The following is a 21,341-nucleotide window of genomic DNA, read 5'->3' on the forward strand; positions in this document are numbered from 1 at the left end:
TGTCGTGGGTCAGGGTTCGGCCCCATGGAGCCGCGTGTCATAGCCGAGGGGGTCGCCGGTGAGGTGGCCCGGGTGCTCATCGTCGAGGATGAGCCGAACATTCTGGAACTGCTCACCGCCTCGCTGGAGTTGAGTGGGTTCGACACCCGGGGGGCGCCGGACGCGCGGGGTGCGGTGGTCGCGGTGGGGGCGTTCGCGCCGGACATCGCCGTGGTGGACGTGACGCTGCCGGACCGCAGTGGGCTGGAGCTGGTGGGGGATCTGCGGGGGGTGCGGCCGGGGCTGCCGGTGTTGTTCCTGACGGCGAGGGACACGGTGGACGACCGGCTGGCCGGGTTCCGGGCGGGGGCGGACGACTACGTGACGAAGCCATTTAGCCTGGAGGAGGTCGTCTTCCGGCTGCGCGCGATCCTGCGGCGTTCGGGCGGCGACGGGGAGGAGGACGCCGGGGGCGCGGAGCCGTTGCGTTACGCGGATCTGGAGCTGGACGAGGACGCGCACGCGGTGCGCCGGGGCGGGCGGGCGGTGCGGTTGTCGCCGACCGAGTTCTCGTTGCTGCGTTACCTGTTGCTGAACTCCGGCCGGGTGGTCAGCAAGTCCCAGATCCTGGAGCGGGTCTGGGGCGGGCAGACCTGCGACACCCGGGTGGTGGAGACCTACGTCAGCTATCTGCGGCGCAAGGTGCACGCCGCGTCGCCGGGGCCGGCGTTGATCGAGACGGTGCGGGGGGTCGGCTACAGTCTGCGGCTCGCGGAGGAGGAACGGCGGTGAAGGCGGCCGGTGCGCGGCGGTGGCGGCTGTGGCCGCGGAGCCTGGGCGGGCGGCTGACGGCGGCGCTGCTCTGTCTGACGGCGGTCGGTCTCGTCGCGTTCGGCGCGGCGGGGACCACGCTGTTGCGGCACTCGATGATCGACGAAGTGGACAAGCGGCTGGTCAGCCTGCGTCCCGCGGACAGCCACCCCGTCGAACTGCCCGCCCCGACCGATCCGTTGCACCCGGGAGACCAGTTGGAACCGGGAGACCTGTCGGATTCGTCAGGTGACCAGTCGGACCACTCGGACGACCAGCCGGACCCCTCGGGTGACCAGTCGGAGCACCCGGACTACCAGCCGGCCCCTTCGGGTGACCAGTCAGCACCTTCGGGTGACCAGTCGGTGCCTTCGGGTGACCAGTGGGATCTGGGTGATCCGTCGCGTCCGGCCGCGCCGGGTGCGGTGCCGGAGGGGCGGGGGGTGCCGCCGTTCCCGACGGATTTGCGGAGCCTGGAGGTGGACGCCTCGGGCAAGGTGCGGAGCGTCGTCGGGATCACCAGGGACGACCAGACGTTGCCGGATCTCTCGGGCTGGAACGTGGAGGAGCTGCTCGCCGAGCGGGACAAGCCGTTCACCGTGCCCAGCACGGGAGGCGACGGCTCGTGGCGGGTGCTGTCGTTGCCACGGGAGGAGGGGGGCGTGCGGATCACCGCCCAGTCGCTGGACGAGGTGGACGACACCCTCGGCCGGCTGGTGATCATCGAGACGGTGGTGGGGTTGGCGCTGCTGGTGGTGCTGGGCGCGGGGGCGGTGGCGACCGTGCGGCTCCAGCTGCGGCCGTTGCGGGAGATCGAGAGGACGGCGGCGGCCATCGCCGGCGGGGATCTCGACCGCCGGGTGCCGGCCCAGGACCCGGCGACCGAGCCGGGTCGGCTGGGCGCGGCGCTCAACACGATGCTCGGCGAGCTGGCGAAGGCCATGCGGGAGCGCGACCGCTCCGCCGAGACGACGAAGCGGTTCGTGGCGGACGCCTCCCACGAGCTGCGCACGCCGCTCTCCTCGATCGTCGGGTTCGCGGCGCTCTACCGGCAGGGGCGCGACCAGGGCGTGGTCGCGGACGATCCACGCACGGAGCGCTGGATGTCGCGCATCGAGGAGGAGGCCCAACGGATGGGGGCCATGGTGGACAACCTGCTGGTTCTCTCCCGCTTCGATGAGACGCCCCATCTCCAGCCGGCCGACGTGGAGTTGGGGGGCATCGCGGAACGGGTGACGCAGGCGGCGCGGGTGCGGGCGCCGAAGACGCCGATCGCGCTCGACGTGCCGGAGCCGGTGTTGGCGGTGGCCGACGGGGAACGGGTGCGCCAGGTGCTGGAGAACCTGGTGGGCAACGCGCTGCACCACCCCCCGCCCGGCACCCCGGTGTCGGTCGCCGTGCGGCGCGCGCCCCGGGCGCCGGCGCCGGGGGCGGCGGCGGTGGGCGCGCTGCCGGCCGGGGTCAGCGAGGTGGCGCTGCTCACCGTCCGGGACGAGGGGCCGGGCATCGCGGCGGAGGAACTGCCCCGGCTCTTTGACCGGTTCTACCGCGCCCCTGGCGCGCCGGGCGGTCGCGGCGGCGCCGGTCTCGGGCTGGCCATCAGCGCGGCGTTCGTCGCGGCGCACGAGGGGCGGCTGTCGGTGACCTCGGCCGAGGGGCGCGGCACCGAGTTCACGGTGGTGCTGCCCCTCGGCTGAGGCCGGGGCTGAGGCCGGGGCCAGGGCCGAGGCCAGGGCCAGGGCTGAGGCCGAGGCGACCGGGATCGGCCCAGCGACGGGACGGCTCCCGGCCGGACCGTCTCACTCCGGCGGGGCCGCTCCCTCGGGGAGGCCGCCGGTCTCCTCCGGCGGGGCCGGGCCCCGGCCGCCGCCCGAGCCGAGCGGGGTGTCGTCCGGGTCCTCCGGCGTCTGGGCCAGCAGTCCGGTCAACTCGTCCGCCGCGCGGGCGGCTTCGTCATCCCCCGCGCGTTCGGCGCGGGCGGCAAGGGAGTCGAGGAGATCCCGCACGGAGTCGACGCCGCCTGCGTCGCCCACATAGCGCTCGCGCAGCTCCGCGTAGGCGTTCTCGTACAGTTCGTCGAACGCGTCGTCGGCGAGGAAACGGTTCACCAGCGCCCCGCTGCCGACGCCTTCCATCCGCATCATCCCGCCGGCCCCGTCGTCCTCCTCGTCGGTCTCGGCTGGCGAGCGCGCTCCGTCCGGGAGTTGGCCCTCGTCGGTGAACGCGCCCCCGTCCGGGAGGCCGCCGCCGTCCGGGGAACCGCCGCCGTCCGGGAGCGGGCCGTCGCCCGGGGGACCGCCGCCTTCGGGGAGCGTGCCGTCGCCCGGAAGTTCGGCCTCCCCGGGAAGTTCGATGCCCTCGGTGACCCGGCCGTCTCCCATGCCCGCGAAGGCGAGGTTGAGGTCCCAGGAGAGCACGGTGAACCGTTCCTCCTCGATGTCGTACCAGAGGTAGTAGTTGTTCCCCGGACCGTTCATACCGTCGAAGTTGGCGAACAGCGCCTGGGTCGCGAGATAGCGGGCGAACGAGTCGATGTCCACGAACTCGCCCAGCCGCTCGGCGAACTCCTCGTCGTCCGCCTCGTCGACAAAGCGCAGCAGCCGCATGACCGGTGTCAGGTCATGGCTGCCGAGGCCGTTGATCTGGCGGAAGGACTCCTCGTAGTCGGTGGGGTCGTCGCCGAGGTAGTCGAACGAACCGCCGGCGCGCGCCTTGTAGAGCACGCCGTCCCCCGGCGCGCCCTCGCCGAGCCCGCCCTCGCCCAACTCCGTCGCCCACGGGCCGTCCGGGGACTCCAGCAGCAGCCGGGGCGCGGAGTCGCCGCCGTTGACCGAGACGGAGGCGAAGGTGAAGCGCTGCGTGGGCTGGCCGTCGTCCGCCGTCAGCGAGAGCGCCAGCGCCTCGTTGAGCGCCGTCCCCGAGGTCATGGTGCCGGGGCGCAGGGCGATCTCCGTGCGCCCCTGGTAGGCGCGGCCCGCCTGGAACTCGTCGAAGCTGATCAGCCAGGGCAACGTCTCGGGGTGGTCCTCCGACAGCGCGGCGTCCCTCTCCGGTTCCTCCGCGCCCGCCAACTCGCCACGCTGGGCGGGACGGGCGCCGTCCGGAAGCCCGCCGTCCGGAAGCTCGCCGTCGTCCTCGACCGGCACCCCGGGTTCGCCGCCGAAGCCGTCGCCGCGCAGTTCCATCAGCGTGGAGTTGCCCTTGAGCCGCAGCGCCACGTCGTTGATCGTCGTGCCGTCGATGACGATGTCCGCCCTGATGTACTGCTTCTCGCCCTCCTCGCGGAAGACGCGCAACATGTCGGCATACTCGTCCTCGTTGAACGTGACCTGGATGTCGTGTTCCCCGTCGTCGAAGAGGTCGCCCTCGCCCTCGATGTCGTGGATGACGGTCTCCTCGGCGACCAGCTCCGAGCTGACGTAGGGGCGCACCCGTTCCGCGCCGACCAGCAGCGACAGGACCAGCACCGTGGCGCAGAGCGCGCCGAGCGTCGGCCAGTGGCGGCGCAGCCGCACCGGCAGCCGGTGCCGCAGCCGACGGCGGGGGCGGGCGCTGGGACCTGGACCGGGAGCGGAACCGGGGTGCTTAACGGCCTTCGCGGGCACGGTCACAGGTCCGTCTGGTCGTAACCGGTCAACACGGCGGCCTTCTGGCCGGCCGTCGACTCCCGCAGGGAGCTGACCAGTTGACCAGGGGTAACGTCCTTCTTCAACCGCGCGGTATAGGCCAGTTCCAGCAGCGCGCCGCCGCGCACGGACTCCGTGCTGATCAGCTCGTGTTCGTCGGTCAGGCGCAGCAGCACGTCCTCCACGGTCGGGCCGTGGTCCTCGCCGTCGGCCGGGACCTGCACCTTGACCAGTTGACGCTTGACCTCCAGAGCAAACCAGTTGAACCGGTGCATCAACAGGATGACCAGGCAGATCAGCAGCGTCGCGATAGCGGCCAGCGCGTAGAAACGGGTGCCGCAGGCCATGCCGACGGCCATCACCAGGAAGATGAAACCGACGTCCCTGGTCTCCTTGATCGCGTTGCGGAACCTGACCACCGAGAGCGCTCCGACGAGCGCGAAGGCGCGGGCGATGTTGGAGCCGACCACCAGCATGATCAACGCGATCAGCATCCCCAGGATGATCAGCGTGTGCACATAGCTCTGGCTGTAGGAGATGTTGCGGTGGGTGGCGCGGTAGGTCCAGGCGACGACCACGCTGGCCACGAAGGCGAGGGAGAGCGCGAGCGTCACGTCCAGCACGCTGAACGTGCCGGACAGGTCGGTGAGACCGAAGTCGAGATCCATGGGGCTCCTCGATCGAAGAAACGGCTTGCGGGGTTCAGGCGGGCTGCCGCTCGACGGCGGTGCCGGGGCCGCCCGGAGCGGCGAGGGGCGTGTCCTCGGTCTCCGGCACGTGGAAGACGGAACGCGGCGCGCGGCCGAACGCCTCGACGCTCTGGCAGTACTTGGAGATGCGCCGCACCTGGAGCCCGTGGCGGGCGGCGAGGTCGGTGATCCAGTAGGGCGCCCGCTCGTTGGCCTTGACCTCCATCACCACCAGGTGCGGGCTGATGATCGAACGGTTCTGCGCCTCGGCACACAGGTCCAGGTCGTGGTCACGCCCACGGACCCGGTGGTCGAAGGTGACGCGCAGCCCCAGGTCCGAGTCGACCCCCACGTAGGGCTCGCGCCGGTAGCCGGTGATGGCGGTGGGCCGCAGGTCGAGCCGGGTGACCAGTTCGAGCACCTCGTCAACGAACGCCCGGTCCGCGTCGGCGCGGCCGGAGTCGGCACGGCCGGAGTCGGCACGGTCCGCGCCGGCACGGTCGGCGTCGGGCGGGACGATCGGCCGTCGACCGTCGCAGAGTTCCCTGGCCGCCGCGTAGGGGAGCAGCACGCGGCGCTTCTGGGTGACGCGGTTCACCCGTTGCTTGATCTCCAACGAGACCGGCAGGTCGTCCGGTGCCGCACCCGGCTCGCCGTAGCGGCGGATGCGGAGCTTGCGCCGGAAGCGCAGCCCCTCGATCTTCTCCCAGTAGAAGCGGAGCCCGGTCGTGTCGTAGTAGAGGCTCCACACCCCGTAACCGTTGGGCCCTGCGTTGCCGTCCTGGCGCATCCTCGCGGCCACCTCGCGACGGATCTCCGCCACCCCGGCGGCCGGCACCAGGTACTTCAGCTCGTAGCGATTGAAGGCGTGCGGCGCGTGGGCGGGTGCCGTCGTTGCCATGAACGCTCCTCTCTCCGTGGCGACAGGGAGTAGAGAACGCCATGGAGATGGGAGAACCCGCAGAGTTACCTGAGAGAACCCTGGGAGCCCCCGAACGCGCCACCCTCAGCGGTCAGTTGCCGACCCTGAGTGGGGGTGGGGGGTGTGGGGGTGTGAGGGGTGGCACAGGTCGTTGGTCCTCTACGAGGGGTGTTCGTGGGTGGGTGGGGGTGGTTTCGGGGTGGGGTGCGGGGGGTGTGGGCGGGGTCGAAAGCCCCCCACGGTGGGGGTGTTTTCGCAGGTCAGGGCCTTGCGTGGGGGGTGGAGCGGCGTGCATGTTGGGGGTCGTCGCGCAGTCGGAAGCGGCGCTCGCACCGCACCATCTCCCCTCTTGCTTGGAGGCAGCTTCATGACCGCCAGCACCCACGGCACCCACCGGACCATGACCCGTCCGGTCGTGATCGCCGGCCTCGTGACCGTCGGCGCCACGGCCCTGACGCTCCCCTTCGCCGCCACCGCCCACGCCGAGGACACCCACGCGGGCGTGGTCGCCACCGCCGAGCAGACCACCTCCCCCACCGCCTACACCCCCACCACCGGCACTCTCGCCCCCGACAACGGCACCCCGGACAGCGGGGCCCCGGAGGGCGACGCCCCGGCCAAGGAGCCCCAGGCCCCCGAGGAGCCCCAGGCGCCTGAGGCGGGTGTGACGGACGGGCGTGCGGACGGCTTCACCGCCGACACCGGCCGGGGCGAGGAGTACGGGGACGACGGCTCGCTGGTCGTGATCGACAAGGCCGAGCAGCCCAAGCCCGAACCCGCCACCGACGAGGACATCGAGGGCTGGATCAACGAGGCCCTGGAGATCATGGACGAGGAAGGCATCCCCGGCACCTACGAGGGCATCCACCGCAACCTGATGCGGGAGTCCGCCGGTGACCCCCTGACCATCAACCTCTGGGACACCAACGCCGAACAGGACATCCCCTCCAAGGGCCTGCTCCAGGTCATCGACCCCACCTTCGACCAGTACCACGTCGACGGCACCAGCAAGAACATCTACGACCCCGTCGCCAACATCACCGCCGCCGCCAACTACGCCGCCGACCGCTACGGCTCCATGGACAACGTCGACAGCGCCTACTGACACAGGCGGCCGGTGAGGTCCGAGCGTCCCAGCCCGCCGCCGCTGAGGGTTGAGAGGTGGCGGCGGGCCACGACGTTCCCTGCGACCCGGAAGGGCCGCGGGGAGGGTGTCTGCCCTGACAGCGGGAGGCTACCCCGGATTTTGCTCATCTGAGCATTTCTGTGATCAGACGTGGCGGGCGTCACGGTGTTCCGCCGGGGGCGGGGGCGGGAGCGACCACCCACCTTGCCGGTGCGGCGTCGTTGTCGACTGCGTCCCGCCACGGATGCGGGCCGGCGGACGACCACCCACCCGGACAGTGCGGCAGCGTCGTCGACTGCAGCCCGCCACCCAGCATTCGCGCAGTTCCCCGCGCCCCCAAGCCGCCCACCGGCGGTGAAGGGGCGCGGGGAACTGCGCGAGCAACCCACCACCGGGCCGCACCCGACAACCCCTAGAACCCGCAGCGCGAGCAAGCCACCACCGGGCCGCACCCGACAACCCACCCGACCACGAAGCTCCGTAGTCGACCAACCCCCGCCACCCACCGCCGCCCGTTCGGCGTTCAGGGCATGTCCGCCAGGCGGCGGTCCGCGCGGTCGGGGGCGTAGAGGGATTCGACGACCATCGCCGCCGCGCCGGTCAGGCCGGCGCGTTCGCCGAGGCGGGACGTGACGACCTGGAGATACGCGGTCGTTCTGGGCATCGCCCGCTGGTACAGCGACTCCCGCACGCCGGTGAGGAACGGCGGGCCGGCCAGGTCGCCGGCGATGACGAGGACGCCGGGGTTGAGCAGCGTGACCACGGTCGCCAGCACCCCGCCGACCAGCCGCCCCGCGTCGCGCGCCAGGCGCAGCGCGTCCGGCTGGCCGACGGTGAGTTGCTCGCGCACGCCGGAACCGGAGGCGGTGGGGACGCCGGCCGCCGTGAGCTGTTCCGCGAGGGCGCGCCCGCTGGCCACGGCGGCGAGGCAGCCGTAGGAGCCGCAGCGGCAGAGCGCGTCGGGATGGTCGCCCAGCCGGATGTGGCCGATGTCACCGGCGGCGCCGTCGAAGCCCCGGTACATCTCGCCGTCGACGACCATCCCGGCGCCGATGCCGGTGGAGACCTTGAGCAACAGAAACGCCGAGCAGTCGGGGTAGCCCTCGCGCTGCTCGGCGTACGCCATGAGGTTGGCGTCGTTCTCCACCAGCACGGGTATCTCGGCGGCGCGCGCGCCGACCTGGGCGGTGAACGCGCGGCGCATGGTCTCGACGATCGGGTGGCGGTCCCAGCCCGGCATCATGGGCGGCTGCACCACCTGCCCCAGCCGCGCGTCCACGGGGCCCGGAACGGCGAGGCCGATGCCGCAGACCGCGTCGAGGGGGACGTCCGCCTTCTCCAGGAGCAACGCGAACCACTGGGCGAGCCGTTCGATGACCTCGTCGGGGCCCTGGTTGATCAGCAGCGCGCCCGAGTACTCGGCGAGCACGGTGCCGCCGAGGTCGAGCAGGGCGGCGCGGGCGTGGCGGGTCTCCAGGTCGGCGCAGAGGACGACGGCGTGCTGGGTGTCGAACCGGAGCCGTACGGCGGGCCGTCCGCCGGTGGGGGCCTCCACGGGGTCGCCGGCGCTCTCCCGGACCCAGCCGGCGCGGAAGAGCTGGTCGAGGCGTCCGCCGACGGTCGATCGGGAGAGCCCGGTGACGCGTTGCAGCTCTCCCCGCGTGGTCGCGCGGCCGGTACGGATCAGCCGCAGAAGGTGACCCGCGCTCGACTGGTTCATGCCCGCTGCCTTCCCCTGGGGCGGATCTCTCACCCCCGGAAGCTTGTGAAGTAGATATTACAGCGGTACTTTTGCGTGTTAAGTAGACGTAACTCTACGGTACCTTCGACATAACACCGTGTGCCGTCGCGCCCCGGTCGCCGGCGCCACCGTCCATCGGAGATCACGTGGATCGCGCTGACCAGTCCACCAGCCCGCACACAACCGCATACAACGGAGCGCGCCGCGTACTCACGGGGAACTGGGTCGGCGCCTCCACCGTTCCCTCGCGTTCCCTCTATCCGCACCAGTGGAGTTGGGACTCCGCGTTCATCGCGATCGGGCTGCGGCACCTGTGGCCGCTGCGCGCGCAGCGGGAGTTGGAGACGCTGCTGGCGGCCCAGTGGGACGACGGGCGGGTGCCGCACATCGTCTTCAACCCCTCGGTGCCGCTGGCCGCGTACTTCCCGAGCCCCGACTTCTGGCGCTCCTCGTCGGCCGGCACCGCGTGCGGCGCGCCGCGCGCCACCGAGACCTCGGGGCTGGTGCAGCCGCCGGTGCACGCGCTGGCCGCGTGGCTGGTGCACCGGGCGGACCCGGTGTCCTCGCGGCAGCGGGGCTTTCTGCGGCGGATGTATCCGCGGCTGGTCGCCTGGCAGCGCTATCTGACGGGCGCGCGCGACCTGGGGGGCCACGGGCTGGCGTCGATCGTGCACCCGTGGGAGTCGGGGATGGACAACAGCCCGTGCTGGGACCCGCCGTTGTCGCGGATCGAGCCGGTCGGCAGCGACACGTTCCACCGCGCCGACCTGGACCACGGCCGGGCCGACGACCGGCCGACCGACCTGGACTACGGCCGTTACGTGCGGCTCGCGGAGAACTACCGGGACCACGGCTACCGGGACCACGACTGCGGGCATCCGTTCGCCGTCGAGGACCCGGGGGTCAACGCGCTGCTGGTGCTCTCGGAGTACGCGCTGGCCGAGATCGCGGGGGCGCTGGGGCGCGACCCGGCCGATCACCTGGTGCGCGTCGAGGAGTTGACCAACGCGCTGGTGAAGCGGCTGTGGGACGAGGAGTCCGGGCTCTTTCTGCCGTTCGACGTGATCGCGGGCGAGACGGTGCGGGAGCACAGCGCGGCGGGGTTGATCCCGCTGGTGCTGCCGGGTCTGCCGGAGCGCACGGCGCGCGCGCTGGTGCGCACGGCGCGCGGGCCGCGCTTCGGTCTTGGCGACACGACCCGGATGGTGCCGAGCTACGACCTGACCGGCCACGCGCACGACCCGTCGCGCTACTGGCGCGGCCCCGCCTGGTTCAACGTGAACTGGCTGGTGGAGCGCGGCCTGCGCCGCCACGGGGAGTTGTCGCTGGCCAACGGGCTGCGCGCCGAGCTGATCCACCTGGCGGCGCGCTCCCGCTACGCCGAGTACGTCGACCCGGTGTCGGGCGAGGCGCGCGGCACCCGGGACTTCAGCTGGACGGCGGCCGTCACCATCGACCTGCTGACCGGCGGCCCCTCGGCCGCCGCGCTGCCGGCCGAGGGGCGAAGGATCGCCGTCGCCGTGGACTGACCCGCCGCTCGCGGGGCAGGCCGTTCTCATGGGTGCCCACCAACGCCCGCCCCTCCCGTCAACGCACTTGATGACCTCAAGGACCAAAGGAGTCGCGGTGATCCCGACGCACCACTGCCTGCTCGTCCGGGACGGCACGTTCGCAGCCGTGGGCGAGGGGGGTGACATCACCGGTGAGCGCGGGGTCGCCCCCGACGGTCTCTTCGCGCGCGACGCCCGGCACCTCAGCCGCTGGCAGCTGACCATCGACGGCGTGGCGCCGACGGTGCTGGTGGCGACGCCGACCGGGCCGACCGGTGAGACGCCGGCGCGGGCGAGCGCCGTGCTCACCCAGCCGGCCGGCCGCTCGGACGTCCCCGGCATCACGCTCTTCCGGGAGCAGACCGTGGCGCAGGGCGAGCTGGTCGACGAGATCCGGGTCGAGGGGAACGGCGCGCGGCCGGTCTCCGTGCTGCTGGCGCTCACCGTGGACGCCGACTTCGCCGACCAGTTCGAGCTGCGCGACGACCACCGCTGGTACCAGAAGCCGCACGCGGTGCGCACCAGGAAGCGACGGCCGGACGGCGTCGAGTTCGGCTATCTGCGGCAGCAGTGGCACTCCCGTACGGTCGTCGCGGCCGACCCGGCGCCCGACGCCGTCGAGGAGACCGGCAGCGGCGCGCGCCGGCTGTGCTGGCGGATCGAGCTGCCGCCGCACGGCGGCACCACGCTGCGGCTGACGGTGACCGCGTTCCCGCACGGCGTGCCGGTGCCGCTGACGGCGCCGCCGCCCGTGCCGGCGGCGCCGGAGCCGGCCGCGTACGGCGGCGGCGAGTTGGGGCGCGCCTGCGCGCAGGGCGCGGCCGACCTGGAGGCGCTGCGGATGCCGGCGCTCGGCCCCGACGCGGAGCAGCTGCGGGTGCCGGCGGCGGGGGTGCCGTGGTTTCTGACGCTGCTGGGGCGGCACGCGTTGCTCACCTCGCTGCTGACCCTGGACAGCCACCCCGACATGGGCCGCGACACGCTGCTGGCGCTGGCGGCGACGCAGGCGGTGGACGCGGAGCCGGAGCGCATCGCGCAGCCGGGGAAGATCGTGCACGAGGTGCGGAACGGCGAGTTGGCGTACTTCCGGCAGGTGCCCTACGGCCGCTACTACGGCTCGGTGGACGCCACCCCCCTCTTCCTGCTGCTGCTCGGCGCGCACGCGGAGCGGACCGGGGACGACAAGCTGGCGCACCGCCTGGAGCGCGCGGCGCGCGCGGCGGTCTCCTGGATGTTCGACCACGCGGGCCTGGGCGACCACGGCTATCTGCGCTACCGGGCCGACGAGGGCGGGCTGGCCAACCAGAGCTGGAAGGACTCCCCCGACGCGATCTGCTTCCCCGACGGCGAGCCGGCGCGCGGCACGATCGTGGCGGCTGCCCCGCAGGGATACGCCTACGCGGCGCTGGTCCGCACCGCCGAACTGGCCCGCGACGTCTGGGCCGACGCGGCGTGGGCCACGCGCCTGTCGGAGGCGGCGGAGGCGCTGCGGGAACGTTTCCTGCGCGACTTCTGGCTGCCCGAGGAGCGCTTCCCCGCGCTGGCCCTGGACGGCGAGGGCCGCCAGGTCGGAACGCTCGGCTCGGACGCGGGCCATCTGCTGTGGACGGGCGTGCTGGAGGGCGAACGGGCCGACGCGGTCGCCGAACGGCTGCTGTCCCCCGCGTTCTTCTCCGGCTGGGGCATCCGCACGGTGGCCGCCGGGCAGGACGCCTACCACCCGCTCGCCTACCACCGCGGCGCGGTCTGGCCGCACGACAGCGCGATCGCCGCGCTGGGCCTGGCCCGCGCCGGCCACCACGAGCGGGCCGCGACGCTGACCGACGGGCTGCTGGCGCTGGCCGCCGCGCACGGCTACCGGATGCCGGAGGTGATCACCGGCTACGGCCGCGAGGACCACCCGGTGCCGGTGCCCTACCCGCACGCCTGCTCGCCCCAGTCGTGGGCGGCTGCCGCCCCGTTGGCCCTCAGACGCTGCCGCTCGGCCCGGCCGGACGCGACGGCAGAAGGTGACTGACGTCGGCCTCCGCGACCGGATAGGGGCGCTCGGGCGGCAGCAGCGCGGTGGCCCGGTCGAGTGCGCCGGCGCGCACGAGGGCGTGGATCTCGTGGGCGAGCGGGGTGACGTCGCGGATCGAGACGATCCACTCGTCGGCGTAGCGGCGCACCGCCTCGCCTGACAGGCCGAGTTGGAGCGAACGGTGACCCAACGGGCGCAGACGCAGGTCGCGTTCGGGGTCCCACTGCACGCGGGTGGGGGCGGCGCGGAGGGCTGCACGCCAGGTCTCGCGGTCGGGGTGGACGGCCGCGTCGTGGTGGGAGAGCGCGGCGTTCCGCAACGCCCAGCCCAGTCCCTCTCGGCTGATCTCGACGGCGAGCACCGTCTCCTGCCCCGGCTTCTCGCCCCAGCCGCAGCGGTACATCATCCAGCGGAACGAGGGCTTGACCCAGGTCATCCGCTCCCGCTTCCACGCGGCGGGGAACCTGCCGTCGCGGGCGGCCGGCAGGCCGATGTGCGGCCCGTACGCCTGGTAGACCGTGACGGTCTCGTCCGTGTACACCGCGCGGATCTCCCGCGCGGGAACGTTGTGCGCCATCCGGCGATGCTCCCCGCGGCGGCCTGCGGCCGGCAACCGGGTTTGTCCCCACCGGCGGTGGAGGGAGCGCCGGGAACCACGCACCGGGCTCACGCCGACAACCCGCCTTGCCGGCGCGGCACCGTCGTCGTCTCACCCCCGCCACACATGCACCGCGCCGCCAAGCAGGCCGCCACCTACCGCACGTGAACCCGCACCCGACCGACCACGCCCGCCCCCACCAGGGGCGCGGGGAACTGCGCGAACAACCCACCACCGGGCCGCAGACGACAACCCACCCAGCCACCAAGCTCCATAGTCGACCAACCCCCGCCGCCCATGCACCGCGCCCCCAAGCAGGCCGCCACCTACCGAACGCGAACCCGCACCCAACCCACCACGCCAACCCACCCCAGGGGCGCGGGGAACTGCGCGAGCAACCCACCACCGGGCCGCACCCGACAACCCACCCAGCCACCAAGCTCCGTAGTCGACCAACCCCCGCCACACAGCATTCGCGCAGTTCCCCGCGCCCCCAAACAGGCCGCCACCTACCGAAGCTGAACCCGCACCCGACAACCCACCCCGACCGGCAAGGTCGGTAGTCGCTCCCGTTACTACCCCCCGGACGTGGACAGCTCCGCGTCCGCCGCGACCGCGGCATCCGCGTGGGGGTCGTCGAGCCAGCCGTCGGGGAGGGTGACGCGGTTGCGGCCTGAGGTGCGGCCCCGGGGGCCGTCCGCGCCGGCGGGCCACGGCTGGTCGAGGTCCAACTGGTCCAGCAGCGACGCGAGTTCGTCGAGCGAGCCGGCGACGGCCAACGCGCGCCGCAGGTCGGAGCCGACCGTGAAGCCCTTGGTGTACCACGCGACATGCTTGCGGAAGTCGATCACCCCGCGCGCCTCGTCCTCCTGCCACTCCCCCAACAGCCGCGCGTGCCGCAGCATCACGTCCGCCACCTCACGCAACGCCGGCCGCGCGTAAACCGGTTCACCGCCGGAGGCAAAGGCCGAGACCAGGTCCGCGAAGAGCCAGGGCCGGCCCAGGCAGCCGCGGCCGACCACGACGCCGTCGCAGCCGGTCTCCCGCACCATCCGCGCGGCGTCGGCCGCCGACCAGATGTCGCCGTTGCCCAGCACGGGGATCTCCGGCACGGCCTCCTTCAGCCGGGCGATCGCCGACCAGTCGGCCTCGCCGCCGTAGTGCTGGGCGGCGGTGCGGCCGTGCAGCGCGACGGCGGTGACGCCCTCGTCGACCGCGATGCGGCCGGCGTCGAGATACGTCAGGTGGTCGTCGTCGATGCCCTTGCGCATCTTGATGGTGACCGGCAGCCCGCCCGCGTTGCCGACGGCCGCGCGCAGGATCGCGCGCAGCAGCGGTCGCTTGTAGGGCAGCGCGGAGCCGCCGCCCTTGCGGGTCACCTTGGGAACGGGGCAGCCGAAGTTGAGGTCGATGTGGTCGGCCAGGTCCTCGTCGGCGATCATGCGCACGGCGCGGCCGACGGTCTCCGGGTCGACGCCGTAGAGCTGGAGGGAACGCGGCTTCTCCGCCGCGTCGAAGTGCACCAGCCGCATGGTCTTGGCGTTCCGCTCCACCAGCGCCCTGGTGGTGATCATCTCGCTGACGAAGAGCCCGCGCCCGCCGGAGAACTCGCGGCACAGGGTGCGGAACGGCGCGTTGGTGATCCCCGCCATGGGCGCCAGCACCACGGGCGGGTCCACCGTGTGCGGGCCGATCTGCAACGGCTGGGACATCGGGCGTTCCTCACGTTCCTCACTGCGGCGAAGGGGGCGGCGGCCTCGGGCCGTCTCCCATTGTGCGGCCCCCCGCGTCGAACGGCCGACGGCCGGGCCCCTGGGGAAGGGTCCCGGCCGTCGGCCTCGGGCATGCGCGGCGCGGGGTCAGCAGCCGATCAGGCGGGCGCCGAGGTAGCTCTCCACCTGGTCGAGCGAGACCCGCTCCTGCTTCATGGTGTCCCGCTCGCGGACGGTCACCGCGTTGTCCTCCAGGGTGTCGAAGTCGATGGTCACGCAGAACGGCGTGCCGATCTCGTCCTGGCGGCGGTAGCGGCGGCCGATGGCGCCGGCGTCGTCGAACTCGATGTTCCAGTGGCGGCGCAGGGCCGTCGCCAGCTCCTTGGCCTTCGGCGACAGCTGCGGGTTGCGGGAGAGCGGCAGCACCGCGACCTTGACCGGGGCCAGCCTGGGGTCGAAGCGCATGACCACGCGCTTCTCCATCTTGCCCTTGGCGTTGGGCGCCTCGTCCTCCCAGTAGGAGTCGAGCATGAAGGCCAGCATGGTGCGGCCCACGCCCGCCGCCGGCTCGATCACGTAGGGGATCCAGCGCTCGCCGGCTTCCTGGTCGAAGTAGCTGAGGTCCTGGCCCGAGGCCTTGCCGTGGGCGCCGAGGTCGTAGTCGGTGCGGTTGGCCACGCCCTCCAGCTCACCCCACTCGGAGCCGCCGAACCGGAAGCGGTACTCGATGTCGGCGGTGCGCTTGGAGTAGTGGGACAGCTTCTCCTTGGGGTGCTCGAACCACCGCATGTTCTCCTCGGAGAGGCCGAGGTCGCGGTACCAGTTCCAGCGCTGCTCCATCCAGTAGACGTGCCACTCCTCGTCCTCGCCCGGCTTGACGAAGAACTCCATCTCCATCTGCTCGAACTCGCGGGTGCGGAAGATGAAGTTGCCCGGGGTGATCTCGTTCCGGAACGACTTGCCCATCTGCGCGATGCCGAACGGCGGCTTGCGGCGGGAGGTCTGCTGCACGGCGGCGAAGTTGGTGAAGATGCCCTGCGCGGTCTCCGGCCTGAGGTAGGCGACGGAGGCCGAGTCCTGGGCGGGGCCGAGGTGGGTGGACAGCAGCCCGGAGAACTGCTTGGGGTCGGTGAAGGCGCCCTTGTTCCCGCAGTTGGGGCAGTTCACGTCGGCGAGGCCCTGCGCCGGCGGGTGCCCGTGCTTGGCCTCGTATGCCTCCTCCAGGTGGTCGGCCCGGAAACGCTTGTGGCAGGAGGTGCACTCGGTGAGCGGGTCGGTGAAGGTGGCCACGTGGCCGGAGGCCTCCCAGACCTCCGTCGCCAGGATGACCGAGGAGTCGATCCCCACCACCTCGTCGCGCGAGGTCACCATGGCCCGCCACCACTGGCGCTTGATGTTCTCCTTCAACTCGACGCCCAGCGGGCCGTAGTCCCAGGCGGCGCGCTGTCCGCCGTAGATCTCACTGCTGGGGTAGACGAAGCCACGGCGCTTGCTGAGGCTGACGATAGTGTCGATCTTGTCGGCGGCCACGGTGCTCTCTTCAGGACGAGGGGAGACAGGGAATTGCCTCAGGTTACCGGCGTCTCCCAGGGCGTCGGCAAATCGGTTGGCGGGTATCGGCCCACGGGGTGCGTTACCGGTGGAAACAGGGCCGTGACCGGGAGTTCCCGTTCGCCACAAGATCTGTTTCGTTCACCCACTTGACCCATTTGACAATCGTTTCCACCTAACTTGAAAATGGCTGTCATGACCGGACGACGCCGCCCCCGCAGCCGAATAGCCATCGCCGCCCTCGCCGCCTCCAGCCTGATCGGGCTGACCGGCTGCGGCCTCTACGACGACGAGGGCGGCGGCGGGGGTGGGTCGTCCGACGGCACGCTCGACGTGGTCGCGTCGTTCTACCCGATGGCCTATCTCGCCGAGCGGATCGGCGGGGAGCACGTCTCGGTCAACACCCTCACCGGTCCCGGGGTCGAGCCCCACGACCTGGACATCAGCCCGCGCCAGACCGCGGCCGTCGCCGACGCCGACCTGGTCGTCTACCTGAAGGGCCTCCAGCCGGCCGTCGACGAGACAGTGGAGCAGTCGGCCACCGGCGAGGTCGCCGAGGCGACCGGCTTCACCTCCCTGGAGAGCCACGACACCGAGGAGGAGGACGGGCACGACCACGAGGGCGAGTCCCCCGAGGAGCACGCGGAGCACGCCGACGAGGGCCACGACCACGGGGACGAGGGCCACGCGGAGGACGAGGGCCACGCCGAGGAAGAGCACGACCACGGCGAGGAGGAGCACGACCACGGCGAGGACGGGCACGGCCACGACCACAGCCACGACATCGACGGCATGGACCCGCACATCTGGCTCGACCCGTCGAAGTACGCGCAGGTCGCCCAGGGCGTGGGCGCCTCGCTCGTCAACGCCGACCCGGACCACATGGCCGACTACGAGCGGAACACCGCCGAGCTGGTCGAGGAACTGACCGCGCTGGACGAGGAGTTCACCGAGGGCCTCGCCGAGGTCGAGGGCGGCACGTTCATCACCACCCACTCCGCGTTCGGCTACCTGGCCGCACGCTACGGGCTGCACGAGGAGTCGATCACCGGTCTCGACCCGGAGGCCGAGCCCAGCGGGGCGCGGATACGGGAGCTGCGGGAGGTCGCCGAGGCCGACGACGTGACCACGGTCTTCTTCGAGACACTGGTCAGCGACGAGACGGCACGCACCCTCGCCGACGACCTGGGCCTGGAGACGGCGGTGCTCGACCCGCTGGAGGGAATCACCGAGGACTCCCCCGGCGCTGACTACCCCGAGGTCATGCGGGCCAACCTGGAGGCGCTGCGGCAGGCCCTCGGCGCCGCCTGACCCGGCACGCCGCGGGGTCGCCGAGGCCGAGGACGGCCCCCATCGTGGGAAGACGACCCCCATCGTGAGAAGCAGAGAAAGCGGGAAGCCGGGAGGCGGACCGCCAGGACGGCACCAGGAAAGCGGAGGCGAGCCATGGAGCGCGAGGCCGAGCCCGTCATAGGGGCCGAGCCCGTCATAGGGCTGGACGAGGTGTCCGCCGAGCTGGGCGGGCGCCCCGTGCTGCGCGGCGTCAGCCTCACCGTCGGGCGCGGCGAGGTGGTGGCGCTGCTCGGCGCCAACGGTTCGGGCAAGTCGACCGCCGTCCGGGCCGTCGTCGGGCAGGTGCCCGTCACCGGGGGCCGGCTGACGCTCTTCGGCACGCCCGTGCGCCGCTTCTCCGACTGGTCGCGGGTCGGCTACGTTCCGCAGCGCTCCACGGCCGCGGGCGGGGTGCCGGCCACCGTGCGGGAGGTCGTGGCCGCCGGGCGGCTCGCGCGGCGCCGGCTGCGCCCCATGCGGCGGGCCGACCGGGAGGCGATCGACCTGGCCATCGAACGGGTCGGGCTCGCCGACCGCGCCGGGGAGCCGGTCGACGCCCTCTCCGGCGGCCAGCACCAGCGGGTGCTGATCGCCAGGGCGCTGACCGTGGAACCGGAGCTGCTGGTGATGGACGAGCCGCTGGCAGGCGTCGACCTCGACAGCCAGCGGGTGTTGGCCGAAACGCTTCGCTCCCAGGTGGAGGGCGGGGCCTCCGTGCTGCTGGTGCTGCACGAGCTGGGCCCGTTGGCGCCGCTGATCGACCGGGCCGTGGTGCTGGGGCACGGGCAGGTCGAGCGGACCGTCGACAGCCCCTCGCGGCTGCCGGAGGGCAGCCACCCCTGCCATCCGGCCGACGCGCTGGAGCCCTCGGCCGAACCGACCCTCCAGACCGGAATCCTCTGATGACCACCACGCTCGCCGGCTCCGGCGTCCTCGAACTCCTCGACTACCCGTTCATGCAGCGGGCGCTGCTCTCGGCCGTGCTGATCGGGCTGGCGGCGCCGGCCGTCGGGATCTACCTGGTGCAGCGCCGACAGGCGCTGATGGGCGACGGCATCGGCCATGTGGCGCTGACCGGCGTGGCGCTCGGCTTCCTGCTCAACACCAGCCCGGTGTGGATGGCGGTCGCGGTCTCGGCGGTGGGCGCCGTCGCGATGGAGCTGCTGCGCGCCTCGGGCCGGGCGAGGGGCGACGTGGCGCTCGCGATGCTCTTCTACGGCGGCATGGCCGGCGGCGTGATGATCGTGAACCTGGCGCCGGGCGGCTCGACGGCCAACCTCACGTCCTATCTGTGGGGGTCGGTCACCACCGTCTCGCCCTCCGACATCACCGCGATCATGGTGCTCTCGGCGCTGGTGCTGCTGGTCACGCTGGGGCTGCGGCGGCAGCTGTTCGCGGTCTGCCAGGACGAGGAGTTCGCCCGCGTCACCGGGCTGCCGGTGCGGGCGCTGAACCTGCTGCTGGCGGTCACGGCGGCGGCGACCGTCACGGTGGCGATGCGGGTGGTCGGGCTGCTGCTGGTCAGCGCGCTGATGGTGATCCCGGTGGTGGCGGCGCAGCAGCTCACACGCGGCTTCGCGGCGACGCTGGCACTGGCCGTGGGCTTCGGCGTGACGGTCTCGGTGGCCGGCACGACCACGTCGTACTACGCGGACGTCCCGCCGGGCGCGACGATCGTGCTGCTGGCGATCGGGGTGTTCGCGCTGGTCTCCCTGCTGGCGCTCCCACTGGCCCGCCGCAGGGCGCCTGCCGGCGGGGCGGAAGCGACGACCCACCTGGCCGGCGCGGCACCGTAGTCGACTGCGGCCCGCCACGGATGCACCGCGCAGTTCCCCGCGCCCCCAGGCAGGCCGCCACCTACCGCACGCGACCCGTACGAGAACGACCACGCCAGCCCACCCCAGGGGCGCGGGGAACTGCGCGAGCAACCCACCACCGGGGCGAGGACGACAACCCACCCAGACACGAAGCTCCGTAGTCGACTGCGGCCCGCCACGGATGCACCGCGCAGTTCCCCGCGCCCCCAAGCAGGCCGCCGCCTACCGCACGTGACCGACCACGCCAGCCCACCCCAGGGGCGCGGGGAACTGCGCGAGCAACCCACCACCGGGGCGAGGACGACAACCCACCCAGCCACGAAGCTCCGTAGTCGACCGCGGCCCGCCACGGATGCACCGCGCCGGGGCGAGGGCGGCGACCGGCCCCGGCCGGCAAGGTCAGCGTGAGGCCGTCAAGGGGCTACCCTGGGCCGGCAGGGGATGCGAAGCACATGGCAGGAGGTACCCCGTGGGGACGGCAGAACCGCCGGTTCGCGGACGTTCGACCAGGCAGCGCGCGGCCGTGGCCGCCGCGCTGGCCGACGTCGACGAGTTCCGCAGCGCGCAGGAGCTGCACGACATGCTCAAGCACCGGGGGGACTCCGTCGGGCTGACCACGGTCTACCGCACCCTCCAGTCTCTCGCCGACGCCGGCGAGGTCGACGTGCTGCGCACCAACGACGGCGAGGCCGTGTACCGCAGGTGCAGCACCGGGGACCATCACCACCACCTGGTCTGCCGCTCCTGCGGCAAGGCGGTCGAGGTGGAGGGCCCGGCCGTGGAGCGCTGGGCCGACACGATCGCCGAGGAGCACGGCTTCGTGGACATCGACCACACCGTGGAGGTCTTCGGCACCTGCGGCGACTGCGCGCGAAGCGCGGGCCGCGCCGACCGCTCCTGAGAGCCGACCGCGACTGAGAACCGGCCGCGCCCGAGAACCGGCCGGCGCTGAAAGCGCACCGGCCGGCACCGTTCAGCGAACGGACGGCTCGCCGCCCTCCATCTCACGCGCGATCTCGTTGGGGATGGCCCCGCCGAAGCGGCGGTCCCTGGAGGCGTACTCCAGGCAGGCCTTCCACAGGTCGCGGCGGTCGAAGTCCGGCCACAGCACGTCCTGGTAGACCATCTCCGCGTAGGCGCTCTGCCAGATCAGGTAGTTGGAGATCCGCTGCTCGCCCGAGGGGCGCAGGAAGAGGTCCACGTCGGGCATGTCCGCGTGGTACATGTAGCGCGCTATCGTCTTCTCGTTGATCCGCTCGGGGCTCAGCCGCCCCTCCCGCACGTCGCGCGCGAGCCGCGTCGTCGCGTCCACGATCTCCGCCCGGCCGCCGTAGTTGACGCACATGTAGAGCGTCATGGCGTCGTTGTCGCGCGTGACGTCCTCGGCGTGCTTGAGCTGGTTGATCACGGACTTCCACAGCTTGGGCTCGCGGCCGGCCCAACGGACCCGCACGCCCAGCTCGTTGAGCTGCACGGTGCGCCGGGCGATCACGTCCCGGTTGAACTCCATCAAAAAGCGCACCTCGTCGGGCGAACGCTTCCAGTTCTCGGTCGAGAACGCGTAGAGCGACAGGTTCTTCACGCCGAGTTCCAGGCAGCCGGCGACCACGTCGAGCACCACGCTCTCGCCGATCTTGTGCCCCTCGGTGCGCGGCAGCCCGCGCTCCTTGGCCCAGCGGCCGTTGCCGTCCATCACGATGGCCACGTGCTGGGGGACCAGATCGGACGGCAGCCGCGGCGGGCGGGCCCCGCTCGGGTGGGGGTCGGGGGCGCGATAGTCGCGACGCTGCCGGGACAGTATTCCGCGGCGGCTCATGGGGCACTCCAGTGGTCGGACGGTCCTGCCGCGAGCGTATCCCCTCCGCGCC

Annotated in this window: 17 protein-coding genes; 9 read left to right on the forward strand and 8 right to left on the reverse strand. The window is 72.5% G+C overall.

The window, feature by feature from the left end:
• Nucleotides 1-24 precede the first annotated feature (24 nt).
• Nucleotides 25-771 carry a response regulator transcription factor gene (locus FH715_RS00695; RefSeq protein WP_139640010.1) on the forward strand — a complete coding sequence of 249 codons (747 nt, stop codon included), beginning with the start codon at nt 25-27 and terminating at the stop codon, nt 769-771.
• Nucleotides 768-2,486: an ATP-binding protein gene (locus FH715_RS29260; RefSeq protein WP_211367357.1), complete on the forward strand. Its 1,719-nt coding sequence runs from the start codon at nt 768-770 to the stop codon at nt 2,484-2,486. Before FH715_RS00695 ends, FH715_RS29260 begins: the two co-directional genes overlap by 4 nt.
• 102 nt (nt 2,487-2,588) lie before the next feature.
• On the opposite strand, the gene FH715_RS00705 is transcribed toward FH715_RS29260, so the two are convergent.
• From FH715_RS00705 to FH715_RS00715, 3 genes are read right to left on the reverse strand one after another with little or no spacing between them, the layout of a single operon-like run.
• Entirely contained in the window at nt 2,589-4,394 is a 1,806-nt protein-coding gene (locus tag FH715_RS00705; RefSeq protein WP_139640011.1) for a CotH kinase family protein, read from the reverse strand.
• Between the two features lie 2 nt (nt 4,395-4,396).
• Nucleotides 4,397-5,083, reverse strand: a complete 687-nt coding sequence (locus tag FH715_RS00710) for a DUF4956 domain-containing protein (protein ID WP_139640012.1) — start codon at nt 5,081-5,083, stop codon at nt 4,397-4,399.
• 34 nt (nt 5,084-5,117) lie between these two features.
• Nucleotides 5,118-6,005 (reverse strand): polyphosphate polymerase domain-containing protein, encoded by an 888-nt coding sequence (locus tag FH715_RS00715; protein ID WP_139640013.1) that lies wholly within the window; start codon nt 6,003-6,005, stop codon nt 5,118-5,120.
• A gap of 388 nt (nt 6,006-6,393) precedes the next feature.
• Between FH715_RS00715 and FH715_RS00720 the strand changes: the two genes are divergently transcribed.
• Nucleotides 6,394-7,131 carry a transglycosylase SLT domain-containing protein gene (locus FH715_RS00720; RefSeq protein WP_139640014.1) on the forward strand — a complete coding sequence of 246 codons (738 nt, stop codon included), beginning with the start codon at nt 6,394-6,396 and terminating at the stop codon, nt 7,129-7,131.
• A 544-nt stretch (nt 7,132-7,675) separates the two neighbouring features.
• Here the strand turns inward: FH715_RS00720 and FH715_RS00725 are convergent.
• On the reverse strand, nt 7,676-8,872 hold the full coding sequence (locus FH715_RS00725) for an ROK family transcriptional regulator (protein ID WP_139640015.1): 1,197 nt from the start codon (nt 8,870-8,872) through the stop codon (nt 7,676-7,678).
• A 167-nt stretch (nt 8,873-9,039) separates the two neighbouring features.
• On the opposite strand from FH715_RS00725, the gene FH715_RS00730 reads away from it, so the two are divergent.
• On the forward strand, nt 9,040-10,422 hold the full coding sequence (locus tag FH715_RS00730; RefSeq protein ID WP_139640016.1) for an MGH1-like glycoside hydrolase domain-containing protein: 1,383 nt from the start codon (nt 9,040-9,042) through the stop codon (nt 10,420-10,422).
• A gap of 100 nt (nt 10,423-10,522) precedes the next feature.
• The gene (locus FH715_RS00735; protein WP_139640375.1) at nt 10,523-12,460 is read left to right on the forward strand and encodes an amylo-alpha-1,6-glucosidase; all 1,938 of its coding nucleotides are present in this window, start codon (nt 10,523-10,525) and stop codon (nt 12,458-12,460) included.
• Here FH715_RS00735 and FH715_RS00740 read toward each other — a convergent pair.
• From FH715_RS00740 to FH715_RS00750, 3 genes are all read right to left on the reverse strand, one after another.
• The gene (locus FH715_RS00740; RefSeq protein ID WP_139640017.1) at nt 12,411-13,040 is read right to left on the reverse strand and encodes a DUF4291 domain-containing protein; all 630 of its coding nucleotides are present in this window, start codon (nt 13,038-13,040) and stop codon (nt 12,411-12,413) included. The genes FH715_RS00735 and FH715_RS00740 overlap by 50 nt on opposite strands.
• 596 nt (nt 13,041-13,636) lie before the next feature.
• Nucleotides 13,637-14,773 (reverse strand): tRNA dihydrouridine synthase DusB, encoded by a 1,137-nt coding sequence (dusB, locus tag FH715_RS00745; RefSeq protein ID WP_139640018.1) that lies wholly within the window; start codon nt 14,771-14,773, stop codon nt 13,637-13,639.
• A 147-nt stretch (nt 14,774-14,920) separates the two neighbouring features.
• On the reverse strand, nt 14,921-16,303 hold the full coding sequence (locus FH715_RS00750) for a glycine--tRNA ligase (protein ID WP_139640019.1): 1,383 nt from the start codon (nt 16,301-16,303) through the stop codon (nt 14,921-14,923).
• Between the two features lie 207 nt (nt 16,304-16,510).
• On the opposite strand from FH715_RS00750, the gene FH715_RS00755 reads away from it, so the two are divergent.
• From FH715_RS00755 to FH715_RS00770, 4 genes are all read left to right on the forward strand, one after another.
• Nucleotides 16,511-17,635 carry a metal ABC transporter substrate-binding protein gene (locus FH715_RS00755; protein WP_139640020.1) on the forward strand — a complete coding sequence of 375 codons (1,125 nt, stop codon included), beginning with the start codon at nt 16,511-16,513 and terminating at the stop codon, nt 17,633-17,635.
• A 135-nt stretch (nt 17,636-17,770) separates the two neighbouring features.
• Nucleotides 17,771-18,559 (forward strand): metal ABC transporter ATP-binding protein, encoded by a 789-nt coding sequence (locus FH715_RS00760; protein WP_139640021.1) that lies wholly within the window; start codon nt 17,771-17,773, stop codon nt 18,557-18,559.
• Nucleotides 18,559-19,452 carry a metal ABC transporter permease gene (locus FH715_RS00765; RefSeq protein WP_139640022.1) on the forward strand — a complete coding sequence of 298 codons (894 nt, stop codon included), beginning with the start codon at nt 18,559-18,561 and terminating at the stop codon, nt 19,450-19,452. The genes FH715_RS00760 and FH715_RS00765 overlap by 1 nt, the downstream gene beginning before the upstream one ends.
• A 490-nt stretch (nt 19,453-19,942) precedes the next feature.
• On the forward strand, nt 19,943-20,374 hold the full coding sequence (locus FH715_RS00770; protein WP_139640023.1) for a Fur family transcriptional regulator: 432 nt from the start codon (nt 19,943-19,945) through the stop codon (nt 20,372-20,374).
• Nucleotides 20,375-20,446: 72 nt separating this feature from the next.
• Here the strand turns inward: FH715_RS00770 and FH715_RS00775 are convergent, their stop codons facing one another.
• Nucleotides 20,447-21,289 (reverse strand): isoprenyl transferase, encoded by an 843-nt coding sequence (locus FH715_RS00775; protein ID WP_139640024.1) that lies wholly within the window; start codon nt 21,287-21,289, stop codon nt 20,447-20,449.
• Nucleotides 21,290-21,341: the final 52 nt, after the last annotated feature.

The organism is Streptomyces sedi (assembly GCF_006335015.1).
GTDB lineage: Bacteria > Actinomycetota > Actinomycetes > Streptomycetales > Streptomycetaceae > Streptomyces > Streptomyces sedi.